Origin of the sequence: Pelotomaculum isophthalicicum JI (assembly GCF_029478095.1) — a bacterium.
Taxonomy (GTDB): Bacteria; Bacillota; Desulfotomaculia; order Desulfotomaculales; family Pelotomaculaceae; genus Pelotomaculum_D; species Pelotomaculum_D isophthalicicum.
The window spans coordinates 50,497-68,711 of the sequence record NZ_JAKOAV010000011.1; the positions used below are offsets into that span (position 1 = coordinate 50,497).

Here is an 18,215-nt window from a genome sequence, read left to right on the forward strand (position 1 = left end):
ACATATGTTTGTCAATAGTGACTTTTATGGTAGTATTTATTTTTACTTGTTTATATTGAATGGCAAAAGCAACACCGTCACTTTTTAAAAATTATTAAGAAATATTTTTTGCATTATGACAACCAGATATCAATAGGAAAGATATAAAATAAGTGGTAAGCTTATAGTTTTAATGAAAAACCTGTGCTGTTATCCTGTCATCGTCAGACATAATACTGTTTTGGTAATAAAAAAGCAGGAAATTGTTATAGGTTTATACAATATTAACAATAGATTTTTAATCCTAACAAACTGGTAGACTATTAAATACAAAAAAATGTAAGCAGGTGCATAGTATTGCAACAATATTCGGCTGCTTTTACGTCTGAGTGGTTGCTGCAAAACGAAATGAGAATTTTCCTGAGGCTCGAACGAGAAGGAAAGAGCCCGGTTGAAATACGAGCACAAGTGATAGAGGAAAACCTTTTTCGGATGAAGCGTCAAAACACTATCATCGCCGCGTTAAAAGTAATAAACCGCAGGCTGCGTTTCCTGGACCCGGTATTACGTCGGATGTTTTTAGAAAACCAGCGCCATGACCGGTTAGCCGTTTTGCTTTACTCCTTCCTAAAGAGTTACCGTTTGCCGCGTGAGTTTGTCCTGGAGATATTGCGCCATCACTGGCTGAACCATAAAAATCGTCTGCCCGCGGGCGAAGTAGTCAGTTTCTTTGAATATAAAGGAGAGCAAAGCCAAATAGTCGCCGACTGGTCGCCAGAAACCAAAAAGAAATTGCGGCAGGTCATGCTGCGTTTCCTGACCGAGTGCGGCCTGCTGCAGTCGCAAAACGATTACTGGCTTATTACCCCTGTACTGCTTGGCGCTGAATTACGGGCTTTTGTTGATACTGAGCCAAAATACAATGATTTTACAGCCCTTATGTTAAATGCTTAGGAAGAGAGGGGAGCTTCAAAGTGGATGAGCTGCAAAAACGGATGGATCATTTTACCGACTATATCCAGCAGCCGCATTTTCTCGAAAAGAAGGGACTGGGCAATGAAATTCCTTACTTTATATTCGATTACGCCCCCGAGAAAGAATTGGCCGTCCGTTCCTTTATCCAGTATGTCAAAAGCAGAGTGAAATTGAAAATCATTGAAATAAACCTATATCAGTTGCTTCTGGAGCTGTATGAGCAGGACGTGGGTATCGAAACACTGCTGGAAATGGAAGCCGGGGAAGGGACAGCCGAGCTTTTTGACGCGCTTCAGCCGACGCTGGAAGGCGAAAAATTTGCTCAGGCAATTGCCCAAAAGGCTCAGGGCGCGGATGTCCTGTTTCTCACCGGTGTAGGCAGCATTTACCCGATGATGCGCTCCCATAACATTTTAAATCGCCTGCACCAGTATATGACGGACATACCGGTGGTCATGTTCTACCCGGGGAATTATAACGGCTCGGAACTTAGCCTGTTTAACATTTATAAGGACGATAACTACTACCGCGCTTTTCGCATCGAGCCTGCCAAATAGAAATAAATAGAGATAGAGATAGAAATAAAAATAAGGATTTGCAATAGTAATAGGGGTGATTATTTTTGAAAATTAAAGACTTATTCCAGAAAAGTATCCGGCGGAATATCAATGGAGTGATCCAGGCCGGACAGCTCGACGAAGAATCCATTTACACGGAATTGGACGAGTATGTCGTTACCGATGAACTGGCAGGTAATTTAGAAACTTTTTATAGCCATTATGCGGCCGCGCTGAGCGAGCCGACAAGCAAAATGGGCGTGTGGATTTCCGGGTTCTTTGGTTCCGGTAAATCTCATTTGCTAAAAATATTATCTTATCTATTAAGCAACTGTACTGTAAAAGGCAAAAGGGCGGTAGATTTTTTTCGGGACAAAGACATCCGCCCGGAATTGCTTAATCTTATCTTTACCGCTGCCTCTGTGGAAAGCGACGCGCTGCTGTTTAACATCGACTCTAAAAGCGCCACCGGCTCGAAGAATGAAAAGCAGAAAATCGTTGATGTTTTCCTGAAAGTTTTTAACGAGCACCTGGGTTACTCCAGCATGGCCTGGATCGCCGGGATCGAGCGCCATCTGGAACGGGAAGGCCGGTACGGGGAGTTTAAAGCCGCCTTTGCCCAAAATAGCGGCAAGTCATGGGAAGAGTCCCGCGACTATATCTTGCTTAAACAAAAAGATTTCTTCCGGGCCATGCAGGCTATCGGCTATGATGAGGAGGCGTCTAAAACTTTCCTGAAAGGGATGAAAGACACCTTTGAAATAACTTCCGAAGACCTGGCCAAACTCATCGCCGGTTACTGCCGGAAGCGGGGAAAAGACTACCGCCTGGTTTTCCTGGTGGATGAAATCGGCCAGTACATCGGCGATAACCGGGAACTCATGCTCAACCTGCAGACCGTTGTGGAAGACCTGGGTAACTATGCGCAAGGCCGGGTCTGGGTGATAGTCACTTCCCAGGAGAAAATCGACGCCGTGACCAAAGTGCGCGGGGAGGATTTCTCCAAGATCCAGGGACGGTTCTCCACCCGCTTGAACCTTTCCAGCGCCAACACGGACGAGGTCATCAAACGGCGCCTGCTGGCCAAAACAGAGGTGGCCGGACAAACCCTGCAGCTTGATTACGAGGTTAGGGAGCAATCCCTGCGCAATATGCTGTCCTTCGACGGCAATACCGGCGCCTTGCGCTCGGGCTACAAGTCTGCCGCAGACTTTGTTGCCGGCTACCCCTTTGTGCCCTATCAGTTCGACCTCCTGCAAAAAGTATTTGATAAAATCCGCATCCAGGGCGAGGCCGGCAAACACCTGTCCCGTGGTGAGCGCTCACTTTTAAACGCCTTTCAGGAAGTAGCGCTTTTGCTGGGAGAAGAGGATACCGGCCGCCTGGCCACCTTCGCCCAGTTTTATGGAACGCTGGAAAGCTTTCTGGATACCTCGGTCAAGAGCACGATCCGCAAGGCTAAAGACAAGGACGGAATAGCGCCCTTTGATCTCGATGTGCTGCGGACTCTCTATATGATTAAAGGCATCGAGGGCTTTCCGGCCAGTCTGGAGAACATCACCACGCTGCTTCTTAATAGTGTGGACGCGATTAAAAACGAAATAGAACGGCAGGTTTCACGGGCGCTGGATAAGTTGATCCGTCATGTGCTTATTCAGCAGAATGCCGATCAGACATACACCTTCCTGAGTGATGAAGAGCAGGAGATCAACCAGGAGATCAAAAACACTACCCTTGACCAGGCCAAAGTTTTGCAAGACATGACCAAAGTATTTTTTAACGAGATCTACCCGCAGACACGCTACCGCCACGCGAGCGGCCGCGATTTTGACTTTAACCGGCGGTTTGACAGCTATACCCTGGGAGTGGCCCAGCATCCCCTGACCCTGCAGTTGTACTCGGAACCCATCCCGGAGATGGAAGCCATGCTTAAGGCCACCAACGGAGTCCTGGTCGTGCGCCTGCCGGAAGACGGGCCCAATTTTAGCGAGCCCTTTGAATACGCCGTTAAAATCGCCGGCTATCTAAACCGCAAAAGTTCGGTAAACCTGACCAAAACTCAGGAAAGAGTTATTGAGCAGAAGCGCGGTGAGATCAGTGAATTTGAGGGAATAGGCCGGGAAGCGCTAAAAGAAGCGAGCCGCCGGGCCACGTTTTACATTGAGGGGCAATCATACACCTTTAACGGTGAACCGGCGGCGCAGATTGACCGGGCCTTTGAGATCCTGGTACGTAATACCTTTACCAAGCATCATTATATCGATCATAAAATTGAATTGAAAAACGCCGCCCAGCAGATTAAAGAATGGGCGACAAAAGGCATTCAACAGCGTCTTGACGGAACGCTGCCCAATCAGTTGGCCCTGGATGAAGTCATGCGCTACCTGGAAGAACAGCAAGGAAAATATGCGCGTCCGACCATGAAGGCCATTGTGGAGCGTTTTACGGGCGTCCCTTACGGCTGGACGGACTGGGACCTGGCCGGCATCGTTACAATATTGCTATATGAAGGAAAGGTTAAGCTGTCCTATCTGGGTGAGCGGTTTAATACTACTCATCCCGAATTCGTTTCCCGCCTGACCAAGACCACCGAGCGGGAAAAGGTCGTTGTGGAACTTGAGGTGGCGATTCCCACCGATGTTCGCAAAAAATTAAGCGGCATCATGCGTGAATACTTTGGCCGGCAAACTTTGGGGGACACCTATGAAGAAGTGGCTGGTGTGATTCGCGCCAGGGTGGAGGAGCAGATGCAGGCGCCCCTCCGGGAAATCCAGCAGCGGCGGCGGCAGGAGTCTTTAGAGTTCCCTTACCCCGGGTCTAGTGATATTTTGCATTTGGAGAGAACGGTGGAAGCCCTGCTGTCCAGAAAAGATGACGAGCAATTAATTAAAGAGTTGTTTGACCTGGAGGACCAGTTGGATGAATGGTTTGACCAGCTGGAAGACCTGAAGTCGTTTTACCTCGGCAAGGCCATTGAGCACTTTGACGGAGCTGTGAAGGCGCTCCGGCAAAGAAAGACAGATTTGCAAAGCGCCGTTGGAAATATTGAACTACAAACGATCAAGCACGAAATTGAGACTATCTTGCGTCATAAAGAACCCTACAAGCAGATCAGCCAATTGCCCATTTTACTACAGCGGCTGAATGACGGCCTGCGGCAGGTACTGGATGAACAGCGGCGGACATACATGCCTGAATTGGAGAGCATCCAGTCAGTGGTGGCGGATATGACGGAGCAGTACAGCGCCGACCCCGAAATCGAATCTATTATCAAGCAAGGGCAAAATAACATTGACCAGCAAATTCGCCAGTACCGGGAGACCGACAGCATTACCCAGCTTATCGCCGTGCCCACCCTGGCCAAGAACGCGCTGGAGCAGATAAAATCGCAGATCCAGTATACTTTGCAAAAACGAAAGCCGAAGCCCTCTGCCGGCGATACTCCCGTTAAAAGTAAAAAGGTGTTGTCCGGCCTAGACCTGCTGACTCTTGCTCTAACCGCGCCGGTAGTAGAAATAGAAAATGAAGAGGAACTAAACAAGGTGATTGAAGGTCTGCGTAATCAATTGCGTCAACTGATGAAAGACAATATCCTTGTCCTGCGCAGATAGAAATAAATGGCCGGGAGGAACTGATAAGTGAATAAGACCGCAATTAAAAACGTGGCCACATATGCCCGGAAAGAGCTGATCAGCCAGGTGGCTTTGCGGGCGCAGAGCTTCGGCATCACCCCGAAAGGCCCGGGGGAAATAGAAGTTGGAAGCGATTATGTAATCATTAACAGTCAACGCTATCCCAAGAGCTTTGAAAGACCCTATAAAACATTACAAAAGGAAATTGAAAAAAAGGGTTTTCAACAGGTAGTGGAGGAAGTGGCCTACACCTGGTTCAACCGCTTTGTCGCCCTACGCTTTATGGAAGTGAACGACTACCTACCTTCCAAAATCCGCGTTCTTTCCAGTCAAACGCCGGGCAAGGTGGACCCTGATGTCCTGACCATGTACCGGGAGTTGGACTTTCCTTTTGAAGAATCTTTCGTACAGGAAAAAATGCAAAAGGGGGATAACGAGGCTGCCTTTCGCCATTTGCTGATCGCCCAGTGTAACCAACTAAGCCGGATCATGCCTTTTTTATTTGAAAAGATTAACGACTATACCGAGTTACTAATACCCGCGCCGCTATTACATACTGATTCAGTGATTAGCCGTTTGGTTAGTGAAATTGATGAAGATGATTTTAGGGAAGTAGAGATTATCGGGTGGATGTACCAGTATTACATTTCAGAAAAGCAGAAACAGATAGTAGGCATGAACAAAGGCACTGTGGCGAAGGAAGACCTGCCTGCGGCTACACAGTTGTTTACACCTAAGTGGATTGTCCAGTACATGGTGCAAAACTCCCTGGGTAAGCTATGGCACGATCATAATCCGGAATGCAGCTTGATCGAAAAATGGGAATATTATCTACACGCCAAAAGTAAAAGCATTAGTGCTTCCGAGTATCTTGAGCTCGAAAGCATAAAAATCCTTGATCCGGCCTGCGGCTCCGGTCACATCCTGGTATATGCCTTTGATCTGCTCTATGACATGTATGAGTCTCAAGGCTATCCTGCCAGGGAAATACCGGCTTTAATACTCACCCAAAATCTCTATGGGCTGGATATTGATAAGCGTGCTGCGCAACTGGCGGGTTTTGCCCTGCTGATGAAAGCAAGGTCAAAAGACCGTCGGTTGTTCCGGCGGGAAATCAAACTTAATATTTATGATTTTAAAGATGCTGAAACAATATCTGATGAAGCCCTTGAGTGTTTTTGCAAGAATGAGAATGAGATAAAGGAAATCAAAGAGCTGGTTAAGCAGTTTTCTAACGCTAAAAGTTTCGGGTCACTTATTGTGCCTCCAGACCTTGATTATGAGGACTATCTACGTCGGCTGGAAGGTTTGGATGAAGGAGTGGAAGATTTATTTGAACGTAGAAAAGTGGAAGAACTAAAAGAAAAGCTAATTCCACTATTCACCCAGGCAAGTATTCTCTCGAAAAAATATCACGTTGTTGTGACCAACCCGCCGTACCACAACAAGTACAACCCGGAGATGAAAAAGTTTATCCAGGAGCACTATGCAGACTATAAGGCTGATCTTTACTCGGCATTTATTTACCGTTGTACCAGAATGACGCTTCCTTATGGTTATTGTGGTATGATGTCACCTTATACATGGATGTTTATTACCACTCATGAAAAACTACGTCTATATATTATTAATAACCAGAGTATTTCTAGTTTGATACAACTTGAATATTCAGCTTTTGAAGAAGCTACCGTACCTATTTGCACCTTTGTGATCCAGAACCATAGTGGGCATATAATTGGGGAATTTATTCGTCTTACTGAATTCCGGGGAGCGGAGCTACAGCCGGTAAAAGTGCAGGAAGCTGTACTAGATTTGGGTGTTCCTTATCGGTATGTCTTCGACAGTAGGAGCTTTCCAGATATCCCCGGTTCTCCCATTGCCTATTGGTCATCGGAACGAGTACGGCGAATTTTTAGGGAGAATCCAAAGTTGGGAGCTGTTGCAGAACCAAGAGTTGGATTACAAACAGGTGATAACGATCGTTTCCTTCGACTTTGGTATGAAGTATTATTTACTTGTATTGGATTTGCATTAAAGAATAGAGAAAGTGCAAAAGAAATCAAATTAAGGTGGTTTCCTTACAACAAGGGAGGTTCATTTAGGAAATGGTATGGGAATCAAGAATACATAATAAATTGGGAAAACGATGGAAAAGAAATTAGGGATTTCAAACCATCAGTAATTCGTAATCAAGATTATTATTTTCGTAAAGGGATTACCTGGTCTGATGTTAGTTCGAGCTATTTTGGTGTAAGATTTTTACCACAAGGGTTTTTATTTGATGTTTCTGGTTCTATGGCTTTCCCTCTAAATGGAGATATTGAATTCTTCTTAGGCTTACTTTGTTCAAAAATTTCGGTGGCTAAACTTAAAATATTAAATGCTACTCTACATTTTCAAGTTGGTGATATAAAAAGAATACCTGTTATTTATCAAAATAGCTCTTCCATTAGCAAATTAGTTCTAGAGAATGTGTATCTTTCGAAGAATGACTGGAACTCCTTCGAAACATCTTGGGACTTCGAACTCCATCCATTCTTAACCTATCAAAAGGACACATGTCTTATTAACCAGGCTTTCCAAAACTGGGCAGACCACGCTGAAACCCAGTTCCGCCAACTACAGGCCAACGAAGAAGAACTAAACCGCATCTTCATCAAAATATACGGCCTGGAGGACGAACTTACTCCGGAAGTTCCCGATGAAGAAATCACCGTGCGCCGGGCCGACCGGGAGCGGGACGCGAAGTCGTTTCTTTCCTACGCCATCGGCTGCATGATGGGGCGCTACTCCCTGGATGTACCCGGCTTGGCCTATGCCGGGGGCGAATTTGATTCGTCCAAATACCGGCGCTTCCAGCCCGACCATGACGGTATCCTGCCTATTACCGATAAGAGTTACTTTGACGACGACATCATGGATCGCCTGGCTGAATTCCTGGAAGTCACTTTCGGTAAAGAGACTCTACAGGAGAATCTCTACTGGCTGGCCGAGTCCTTGACCATGAAGAACAACGAGACGCCGTTGGAACGGCTGCGTCGCTACTTCATGGAGGAGTTCTACAAGGATCACTTGAAAATATACCAAAAACGGCCCATCTACTGGCTTTTTGATTCCGGCCGGAAGAAAGGCTTCCGCGCCCTTGTCTACCTCCACCGCTACAACCCGCAGACCCTGGCTAAAATGCGCCTGGATTACCTGCAGGAAATGCAAGTCAAGTACGCCAACGAAGAGCAGTTGCTCTTGCAGTGCTTGGAGCAGCCGGACTTGAGCCGGGCTGAGAAAACGGCGACCAACAAACGCCTGGAAGAAGTGCGGGCCCGGCAGCGGGAACTCATTGATTACGATAAGTTATTGGCGGACTACGCCAATCAGCGCATTGCCCTGGATTTAGACGACGGTGTCGTTGCCAATTACGCCAAGCTGCAGCCTCTGCTTTCATCCATAAAGTAAAAAGACCTTATGTTTTGGGGAAACTATGGCGTAGTCGGTTTATACCGTATGACATTTATCATTCTTGAGAGATGAACAATTCTGGGAGAAGGATATGATTGATATATGATTACCGAAATTCATGTTAAGAACTACCGGAGCCTGGGTGATGTCACCCTTAATTTGGGTAATCTTACTGTATTGGTTGGTCCAAACGGGTCCGGCAAAAGTAATCTTATCGATGCAATAAGGTTTGTGTCGGAAGCTTTACAACTCGGCCTTGATTCGGCAATCAAGAAGCGGCACGGTATTGCCATGCTTCGTAGGTGGTCTCCGAAAAAAAATCCTCATGATGTATTAATGGAGTTCAATCTTAAAGGAAATAAAACAGATAATCCTTTTAGTGCGAAATACGGTTTTACACTGAAAAGTGAAAGAGACGGTCGGATTAGTGTAAAAAAAGAGTACTGCACTGTTAACTGGAGGAAAAAAAATGCTGAATACCTGTATGAGAAAGGTGTTCCAGTCAAACCGGTGAGTACAGGTTTAACCCCGCCCGTGAATGAAGATTCTTTTGTCCTTAGTGCCATCGGTGGGACAGAGCCGTTTTCTTATGTGCGTTCCGCTCTTGTGAATACCGGATTCTGTTCAATTTTTCCCGATACCATCCGTTACCCTCAGAATCCGGGTGGAATCGAAATATCACTGGAAGAGCGTGGTTCCAACCTGGCTGCTATATTAAAAAACATGAAAAAACAGGGCAGCAAGTGGCTGCCGGATATCAAATCGGCTTTAAGTAAGGTTGTTCCCGATATTAAGGATTTCCAGGTTCAACAAATTGGGGGATATTTGGTCATCAAATTCCTGCATACCGGTCTTAATGAAGATCACTGGTTTGACGTTTCGCAGGAATCGGACGGCACCCTCAGAGTACTTGGTTTGTTAACGGCTATCTACCACGATCCTTCCATGTCTTTACTTGCTGTGGAGGAACCGGAGCTGACCATTCACCCCGGCGCTCTGGCAGTGCTTTCGGATATATTATTGGAAGCCGGCACGCGCACCCAATTGTTATTAACCACTCACAGCCCGGACTTGATCAGCCGGCTGCCTGTCGATTCGTTGAGAGCCGTTGAAAAATTAGACGGTGTTACTTTAATTAATGAGATAGACGAAACGCAGCGCCGGGTTATCGAGCAGCGGCTCTTTTCCGCGGGTGATTTGCTGAGGCTGGAGGGGTTGAACAGGCGGGCGGACGAGGGGGTGCGGTAGGATGGGTGCTATTGTCCCCGTTGTCGAGGGCGACGGCGAGGTGGATGCTGTCCCCAAGATGCTGGGAGATCGGCCGGGTTTAACCCCTGGGCTTACTTTCGATGATGACCGGATTGAATCGTTAGTTGGAGTGAAGGGCTGGCTAAGCCGTAATTTCCAAAGTGGCAGGATTTACAAGGAGACTCTGGACCAACTGCCTATGACAAGGATGATTGACCTGGACATTGCTTTGCCAAGATCCAGATCGTTAAGAAGATTGGAGCACGCGGTTGTGGAATTGATCGAACACAGAAATGCCGCCTCATTTATTTCACCCTTATGAAATCGAATTGTAATAAAATTATAGTGTATTGATAAAGTAGGTGACTTGCTTGGATGTAATAGACAAGCTAGTTGATCGCTTCCGCACCGGTGATTCGGAGCGGAAGCTGGTCTTTTGGTATGACACCAACCCGGAGCGGGAGCTGGAACCGGTCCGTGAGGCCTTAAGCGCGCTTGGCGTGGACGTTTGGGAGTTAACCGAAGACAATCAGTTTACTACGAAGTACCAGCTGGAGGTAGTTGCCCCCAGCCAATCTTACCTGGTCTACGCGCGCTTTCCGGAGCCGGAGCGGAGAAAAAACTGGCTTTTGGATATCCTGCTCTATTCGGAGAAGTTTGAGGCCGACGACATTGCCGTGCTGATGAGCCGCTTCCATGTGGAGCACCTGGCGGTGCGGGATTTTTTCCAAAAACACCGCCGCTTTTTTAACAGCAATGACCGTGCCAAGAGGCTGGAGAGCATTTTACCACCGGAGCCCACCCGGGAGCAATTGACTCTGGGCATGCTGGCAGTATTGGCGGGCACGCTCTCACCCCAACCCGGCCGGATCATGCGCCAGGTGTTGGTAAAGGGTTTAGACGATGAACATAATAAAGTTTACCAGGATATAGCCAAATTTTTTAATCTTGATGACTTCTGGAGATTTGTGGCCGATAATTTCGGTTATGAGGCCGAAGAGCCGTCGCTGAAAGAATTATTTAATACCCTTGTGTATAACCATTTTGCCCTGGCGGTGGACTTTGAACTGCCGCAAGCGCTGGCTGGTTACAAATCCCGGCTTGCCAACAGCTGCCGCATTTTTATCGACGACTGGCTGAGCAGTTCAGGCCAGGCGGCAGATGTGCTGGCATCCTACTTGAAAGAGCTGCAGACAGAGTGGGGCATTGCCGGTATCCTGGGTAATCAGCCTGTAGAAGCCTATCAGCGCTGTGACACTTTCCCGGTGGCTGAAGAATTAATTATTCGCAAGCTGGCGGAAGAGCTCGAACATGAAACAGTCAATCAAGAATTATGGAATGAGATATTAAGCGAGAGGCGCTCGAAGCACTGGTACAACCGGTATGAGCCTTTGTACCGGCCTCTGGAGGCCGCCCTTCGCCTGGTTAAAACCAGGTTGAGGTTTGAAGGGATGCGGGCGCCGGCGGACGGCCGGGAATGGGTGGAGATGTACAGCAGTGAATTATACCAGGCCGACCAGCTGGCGCGGCACTTTTTCTGCGGCTACCAGGATGCCCACGCGCCCGAAGTGTTGCAGGGACTGGCCATGCGCATCGAGTACTGGTATAATCATGTTTTTCTGGCGAAGATTGCCCTTTGGACAGACCGTCTGCTGGATGAATTTTTGCTCAAAAAATGGCCGGTCGGGGGTGTGCCCAGACAGTGGCGTTTTTATCAGGAGCAGATTGAGCCACTGCTCAGGCGTCCATCAGAGCGTGTATTTGTGATCATCTCTGATGCCCTGCGCTACGAGGCCGGAGCAGAACTGGCTGCGCGGTTAAAAGAGAAACCGAATGTTGAAATTGAATTGAAGCCCATGCAGGCGGCTTTACCCGGCTACACCGCCCTGGGCATGGCCGGCCTGCTGCCCGGCGAGAAGCTCTCCTTCCGGGAAAACGGCAACGTTGACTTGGACGGGCAGCCGACTGTAAGCTTAGCTAACCGGGAAGCGGTTTTGCAAAAGCGTCACCCGGCTTCCCGGGCCAAGAAATTGAAAGAGTTTATGGCTATGCAGACCAAGGACGCCGCCGCCTGGCTGAAAAACCGGCGGGTAGTCTATTTTTACCACGATATCATTGACTCCACCGGCGACAGTCAGAAATCCGAACTATACACTTTTCGTGCCGTGGCTGATACGTTGCGCGAGCTGGAGGGAAGTACCGGCAGGCTTTTCGGGACTTACGGGGCGGCCAGGATCATCATTACCAGCGACCACGGCTTTTTATTTCAATCGGCTCCGCTGGAGCCGACGGAAAAGGCAGAAAGGGTTGAAGGAAAAATATTTTCCGGCAACCGCCGTTTTGCCTTAGGTGTAGGCCTGTCCGTTCCCGCCGGAGCAAGGAAGCTGTCCTTAGCGTATCTCGGCGTGGAGGAAGAGGCCGTGCTCGCGGCCGGGTTGAACCGCTTCGCGGCCGCGGGCGGCGCCCGCTTTGTGCATGGCGGGGCTTTGCCCCAGGAAGCCATCCTCCCTTTGATTATTTGCCGGAAACGCGGGGTGAACCGGCGCACCGAACAGAAGCTGGTGGATGTCCGCCTGGTTAACCGGGAGCGCCTGGTTACTGACTACCGTTACAAGGCAACTTTCTTCCAGGAGCAAAAAGTAGACAACGAGTTCCGCCCCCGCCACCTGCGGATGGCCTTTTATCAGGGAGACGAGCGGATTTCCAACGAGGTCATACTGGTATTTGATTCCGTGGAAGATGCCGGCCGCCGCCAGGTGGAAGTATTTTTCTCGTTCCGGGAAAAGAATTATCTCTCCGGTGAGCGTTGTTTACTGCGCTTAGAGGATGTATCCAGCGGCGGGACCAGTCCATACCGGGAAGAAGAGCTGGAATTGCGTTTATATAACTCAATATTTTAAAGAAATAGTTATTTGAGGGTTGCCATATGTTGCGTGCAGGAGAAATTGTCCGTGGACCCCAGTGGCCGGAGACGGTGGAAATAAAAAAGTGCGAACCGTCTGCTTTCTGCTTTTACCTGGTGGAAGCGCTGGGCCGGGACACCCGGGCTTACTATGAAACATTGCTGGAAGAGTTTCAGTTCGGTCTGGTGGAACGGCTGTCAGAAGGCAGGGAAAGGCCTGCCTTAAGTGCCGCTGCCTTTCAGCGATATTTGCAGTATCTCGCCCTGGAGGAAGAAAGCAAATTCTCTAAGACCAGGGCGCTGGGCAGTCACCAGGTGATCCCGCTGCCCCACCAGATTGAGGCGGTCTACGGCCGTATGCTGCAGTCGCCCCAGGTACGCTATCTGCTGGCGGATGACCCGGGCGCCGGCAAAACGATTATGGCCGGGATGTTGCTCCGGGAACTCCAGGCCCGGGGCATGGCGGACCGGATCTTAATCCTGGTCCCGCCTCTGGTGCTGGTGCAATGGCGGGATGAACTTTTAGAAAAATTTAGCCTGGACTTTCAGATCATTTCCCGGACTACTGTTTCAGAAGCCGGTGGGAAAAATCCTTTTGTGGAATATCCTTTTTGCCTGGCTTCCATCTACTGGGCCTCCAGGGATGATATCACGCTCCTGGTGCGGGACGCCAGTTTTGACCTGGTTATTGTGGATGAAGCGCACAAGATGGCGGCTTATACCCAGGGCAAGAAAGTGCGCAAAATAAAACGCACGAAATTGTACCAGTTGGGTGAATCAATTTTACGCCATGCGCCTCACCGCCTGTTGCTTACCGCCACACCTCACAAAGGGGACATGGAGAACTTCCGGCACCTGATGCAATTAATCGACCAGGACATTTTTTCCCGCTTCAGCGCCGAGGAAACTCTGCGTGATAAGGTAAACCCCTTTATTATTCGCCGTCTGAAAGAAAGAATGGTTCATTTTGACGGGACTCCGATATTCCCGCCACGTAGGGTTAAAACCATTGAATTTGAGCTTTCTCCGGCTGAGCTGGATTTATACGAAGCGGTTACCGAGTATGTGCGCCGGCATTTTAACCAGGCTGCGCGCAGCGGCAATAACCGGATTGCCTTTACTATGATGCTGCTGCAGCGGCGCTTGAGCTCTTCCCTGGAAGCTATCCATTTGTCCTTAGAGCGGCGTCATCAGAAAATAGTTGAACTCATCAAGGTTACATTGGAAGAAAGGGAGAGACTACAGGAAGATCTCATCTCCTTTGATCCGGAACAATACGAAGAAGAAACACCGGAAGCGCAGTCAGAGCTGGAAGAAAAAGCAGAGCTTGTCTTTGAACAGGTAAACCTTGAGGAATTGGAGCGGGAACAGAAAGAACTGGAGCTTTTACTGAAAAAGAGCGCGCAGATCCGGATGAACAATGTAGAGCGCAAGTATCAGGAGCTGGAGGAAACGATCTTTGGTGAAAACGGGCTGCTGAACAAAGGGGAAAAGATTTTAATCTTTACTGAGGCCCGCGATACACTCCTTTACCTGGAGCGCCGCCTCCTGGGACGGGTGCCCCGGGTGGCCAAAATCGAAGGGAGTTTCTCGATGGAACAGCGCCGGGAACAGGTGGAGCTGTTTCGCACCCAGTGCCCGATCATGCTGGCTACCGATGCCGGCGGCGAGTCGATTAATTTGCAGTTTTGCAACCAGATGATTAATTACGACATGCCCTGGAACCCCAATAAGCTGGAACAGCGCATGGGCCGTATCCACCGCATCGGGCAGAAAAACGAGGTCTTTGTCTTTAATCTGGTAGCCGGAAATACCCGTGAAGGGGATGTGATGCGTACCCTTCTTAAGAAAATTGAGCAAATGCGAAAAGACCTGGGTAAAGATCTGGTTTATGATTTTATTGGTGATGTTTTGGAGGATAATGAGATCACCCTGGCTGAACTGATGCAGGAGTGCGTGTTAAACCGGCAGAATCTGGACCAGATTATAGAAGGAATTGACCGTGTCTTATCCAAAGAGCACCAGCGCCTGCTGCAAGTGGCTGCCGAGGAGCGGCTCGATGAAGAAAGTATCGATCTGCCGGGCATGCGCAGGGAGCAAAATACCCTTTTCATTAACCGGGTTCCTTCCCGCGTTTACGCTCAGTTTACGAAAGAAGCCTTAACAGCCCGTAAGGTAGCTATAGCGGAAGGGGAGAGTAAAGATTATTTTCGTATCGAACATTTTCCAAAGTCGGTGCGGGATTTTGCCCGGAGAGAAAACATCAGGGTGCGGCTGGACGATGTTAATTACCGGCTAACCGGCAATGAATCACTGGCAGGGGACAATGCGGAGCTTTTATCCGGAGAGCATCCTTTGTACAAGCTGGCTATGGCGTTAACCAGGCAAGAGTGGCAAAGTATCGCCCTGGATCACATTGAAATTGGATACCCGACCAAAGAACCTTTATTAGTGGAAATTTATGAGGTGGGTATTGTTGACGGCACCGGCCGGGAGTTGGCCAGAGAATTACTACATATCGCCAGGCGGGAAAACGGCAGCTTTATTTATCTGAATCCCTACTGGCTTTATAGCGCGGATTTCAGTGGCGTAGTTGGTTCGAAGCCGCTAGTGGAGGAAGAGCAATTTCGCAACCAGGCTATTCACAAGGCCATGCAGAAAATGGTTGAATTCAGGAATAAGCGCGAAGAGCAGCTGAATAAGAAAAGCCAGTTCTTGCGCCGGGCTTTTGAAGCCCAGTACCGGGAAACCATGAGAAAACTGACGGAGTACCGCGCAACGAATGTAGATAAACGTTTTAGCGCCTTGATTAACCAGATGAATGCCCAGTTGATCGAAATAGAAGAGCGCCGGGAGCAGCGAATAACGGAGATTGAACGGGAGCGGAGTATTCAAATGCGTCCGGCCAGGCGGCTACTGAAGATAACCCTGCGGCCCGGTGATAGTTCAAATATTAGTTCCACGGCCCGGTCAATACATGAGGACTGGATTGGTTCCATCCAGCGTTACGAATTGTTGTCCGGCCGTACTAATTTGCAGGTATTCGACGAGTTTGGGATGGTCGACTTTTACAGCGAAACACCAGAGGGAGAGCCCCGACTGATTATAACCACGGATAGCCCGTTTTATCAGCTTTCACGAGAGCACAGACAAGACTTGGGTGAGTGGATAGAGAAGACATATCTATATTATATTGAGAATAAGGAAGTCGTATGGGTCAGCAAGGTGTTGGATTAAAAATCGTTAATTATTATATACCTCCAATATCCTCTTGGCAATCTCACACATATCTTCCCTTAGCCACTCCGGTTCCAGAACCTCCACCATATCTCCCCACTGCACGAGCCACGTTTTCATTTCATCAATGCCGCAGATTTCGAAAGACATCACGACGGACCCGTCGGGAAGTTCATCTTGAATTACTTGTGAGGGATGATAGACCAGGTTCTTTACCCTGCGGGCAACCTGAGGGCTGAACTTTAGCTTAACTTTACAAACATCGCCGTCGTTAATCACACCCCAGCTATGGGCCATGTGGTCTTTAAGCGAGAAATCTTTAGGATATTCAAAATGCTCAGAAGTATAAGGGATAACATTTGAAACCTGGTCCACCCGGAAGACGCGGATATCGTTTCTCTTCAGGCAGTGGGCTACCAGGTACCAGTTATGGTGCTTGCAAATTAAGCCGTATGGCTCTACCACTCGCTTTGAATTTTCTCCACTGTGTGCAACGTAATACCAGAGCTTTACCCGGTAGCAATCTTTGATGGCCTGCACCAGATTGGCGAATATTTCGCCTACCCCGGCAGGGTCGGCCAGATGCTCTTCCACAACATAAATTCGCTCCTGCATCTGCTCAATCGGCAAGCTCTGAGGCGAGTACTTGTATTTAAAAAGCGTTCCGATTAACGCGTCTTTGATTTCATTAAGACGGCCGGCCAGGGCTGAGCCCTGTTGCTGTAACATGCTGAGTAAAATAATCAGCGCGTTTTCCGGGCTGACTGATGGTAAATAGCCGGCATCCAAGCGGTATAAGCCTTCCTTCTTGGAGGTGTTTTTCTCCGGCCTGACTATTGAAACATGAAGATCATTTTCTATTTGGTCAAGATAGCGGAGTATGCTCCTGGTAGTAACCTCGCAGGAGTCCGCAAGTTCCGTTAATGATACGCCTCCGTACGGGCTTTTTTTATTCAAAAGCTCGATCACTTTGGCTATTCTCAGCGCCTTTGTCGTATCAGGGCCGGCCAATTTTTATCCCCCTTTGTGCATAGTAAGTTAAACAAGGAATATTGTGCCTACAAAGGGGAATACGACCAAGCCTTTAAATTTTCCTTCTTTCGCGACCTTCTATTTGCAAAAAACGTACCGGTCCAGGCCTTTTATCCACCCGCTCCAGTGATCTTCCGGGTCATCGCGGCTCTCAGCAGCGGATTTAAACATATCCACAGCGGCATCGATCATATCCAGATGATGCAGAACGGCGGCTTCTATGAATTTGGGTCTTTTGGGCGATTGCCACTCGTATTGCCCGTGGTGGCTGACTATCATATGGGTCAGCTTGAGCCTGAGGTCCTCCGGGAAACCGGGCAGTTGCCCGATGTAATGATCAAGAAGGCGGACGCCTAGGACTATGTGCCCGAGCAGGCGACCCTCGTCGGTGAAATCTATACCGGTGCGGAAGCGGTATTCTTCCACTTTACCTAAGTCGTGGAGCAGCGCGCCGGTTATTAATAAATCCCGGTCTAAATTTGGGTAAACCTGCACCATCCCCTCAGCAGCGCACACGATACCCAGGCTGTGCTCCAAAAGCCCTCCGATAGTGGCATGGTGATTGCGCTTGGCGGCGGGGGCCGTAATAAAGGCGTTCATGAAATCTTCATCCGACAGAACGAGGGATACCAGGCTTTTCAGGTGTACCTCCTGCAAGGACTCAAGTATCGAAAAGAGTTTTTCTCTTGCGGTTTCCAGGAGCAAAGCACTGGACGGAATAAACCTCTTGGGGTCAATTTCATTAACCTGATACACTGACATTGCTGAGATTTGGATTTGAAGCTTTCCATTGTACTCAGTGGCCTGTCCCTGTACTTTAACAACGTCCCCAACCTTGCAGCCATGATAAGTCTCAAATACTGATTCCCAAATCCGGCCTTCCAACTGGCCGGTCCTGTCTCCCAGAACAACAGCAAGATAATAACCTGTTCCGTTACGTAAGGGCATAAGCTTTTTTACCCTCAGGGCGAAAGTAGCGCTCACTTCTTGGCCGGACTTGAGCTGATTTATGAAAATTTCTGCCAAAGTGAATCCCTCCTGTCAAAAACCCCTCAGCAATAATTATAAACTGATAGGTTGTGAGCAGTTTGTCACCTGAAAAATATTTATTAACTGGTTCCGTAGAAACTGTGGCAACGGCTGGGAAAGTAAAAATTTATTTTCCACAATTGGTAATATCACATGATTGTGCCAACG

At 48.5% G+C, this 18,215-nt stretch carries 10 protein-coding genes; 8 read left to right on the plus strand and 2 right to left on the minus strand.

Annotation, left to right across the window (positions count from 1 at the left end; all coding sequences use genetic code 11):
* Nucleotides 1-336 precede the first annotated feature (336 nt).
* From L7E55_RS07575 to L7E55_RS07610, 8 genes are all read left to right on the plus strand, one after another.
* Nucleotides 337-933, plus strand: a complete 597-nt coding sequence (locus L7E55_RS07575; protein WP_277443513.1) for a DUF1819 family protein — start codon at nucleotides 337-339, stop codon at nucleotides 931-933.
* Between the two features lie 20 nt (nucleotides 934-953).
* On the plus strand, nucleotides 954-1,511 hold the full coding sequence (locus L7E55_RS07580; RefSeq protein WP_277443514.1) for a DUF1788 domain-containing protein: 558 nt from the start codon (nucleotides 954-956) through the stop codon (nucleotides 1,509-1,511).
* A 65-nt stretch (nucleotides 1,512-1,576) separates the two neighbouring features.
* A complete protein-coding gene (gene brxC / locus L7E55_RS07585) occupies nucleotides 1,577-5,122 on the plus strand; it encodes a BREX system P-loop protein BrxC (protein ID WP_277443515.1) in 3,546 nt (1,181 codons plus the stop codon).
* Nucleotides 5,123-5,149: 27 nt separating this feature from the next.
* On the plus strand, nucleotides 5,150-8,596 hold the full coding sequence (gene pglX, locus L7E55_RS07590; protein WP_277443516.1) for a BREX-1 system adenine-specific DNA-methyltransferase PglX: 3,447 nt from the start codon (nucleotides 5,150-5,152) through the stop codon (nucleotides 8,594-8,596).
* Nucleotides 8,597-8,701: 105 nt separating this feature from the next.
* The gene (locus tag L7E55_RS07595) at nucleotides 8,702-9,847 is read left to right on the plus strand and encodes an AAA family ATPase (RefSeq protein ID WP_277443517.1); all 1,146 of its coding nucleotides are present in this window, start codon (nucleotides 8,702-8,704) and stop codon (nucleotides 9,845-9,847) included.
* A 1-nt stretch (nucleotide 9,848) separates the two neighbouring features.
* Complete coding sequence (locus L7E55_RS07600; RefSeq protein ID WP_277443518.1) at nucleotides 9,849-10,169, plus strand: hypothetical protein; 321 nt, start codon at nucleotides 9,849-9,851, stop codon at nucleotides 10,167-10,169.
* Nucleotides 10,170-10,218: 49 nt separating this feature from the next.
* Entirely contained in the window at nucleotides 10,219-12,747 is a 2,529-nt protein-coding gene (gene pglZ, locus L7E55_RS07605) for a BREX-1 system phosphatase PglZ type A (RefSeq protein WP_277443519.1), read from the plus strand.
* A gap of 26 nt (nucleotides 12,748-12,773) precedes the next feature.
* Complete coding sequence (locus L7E55_RS07610) at nucleotides 12,774-15,986, plus strand: DEAD/DEAH box helicase (protein WP_277443520.1); 3,213 nt, start codon at nucleotides 12,774-12,776, stop codon at nucleotides 15,984-15,986.
* A 6-nt stretch (nucleotides 15,987-15,992) separates the two neighbouring features.
* On the opposite strand, the gene L7E55_RS07615 is transcribed toward L7E55_RS07610, so the two are convergent.
* Entirely contained in the window at nucleotides 15,993-16,997 is a 1,005-nt protein-coding gene (locus L7E55_RS07615; RefSeq protein ID WP_277443521.1) for a helix-turn-helix transcriptional regulator, read from the minus strand.
* A 99-nt stretch (nucleotides 16,998-17,096) separates the two neighbouring features.
* On the minus strand, nucleotides 17,097-18,044 hold the full coding sequence (locus tag L7E55_RS07620) for a 3'-5' exoribonuclease YhaM family protein (RefSeq protein ID WP_277443522.1): 948 nt from the start codon (nucleotides 18,042-18,044) through the stop codon (nucleotides 17,097-17,099).
* Between the last annotated feature and the right edge of the window lie 171 nt (nucleotides 18,045-18,215).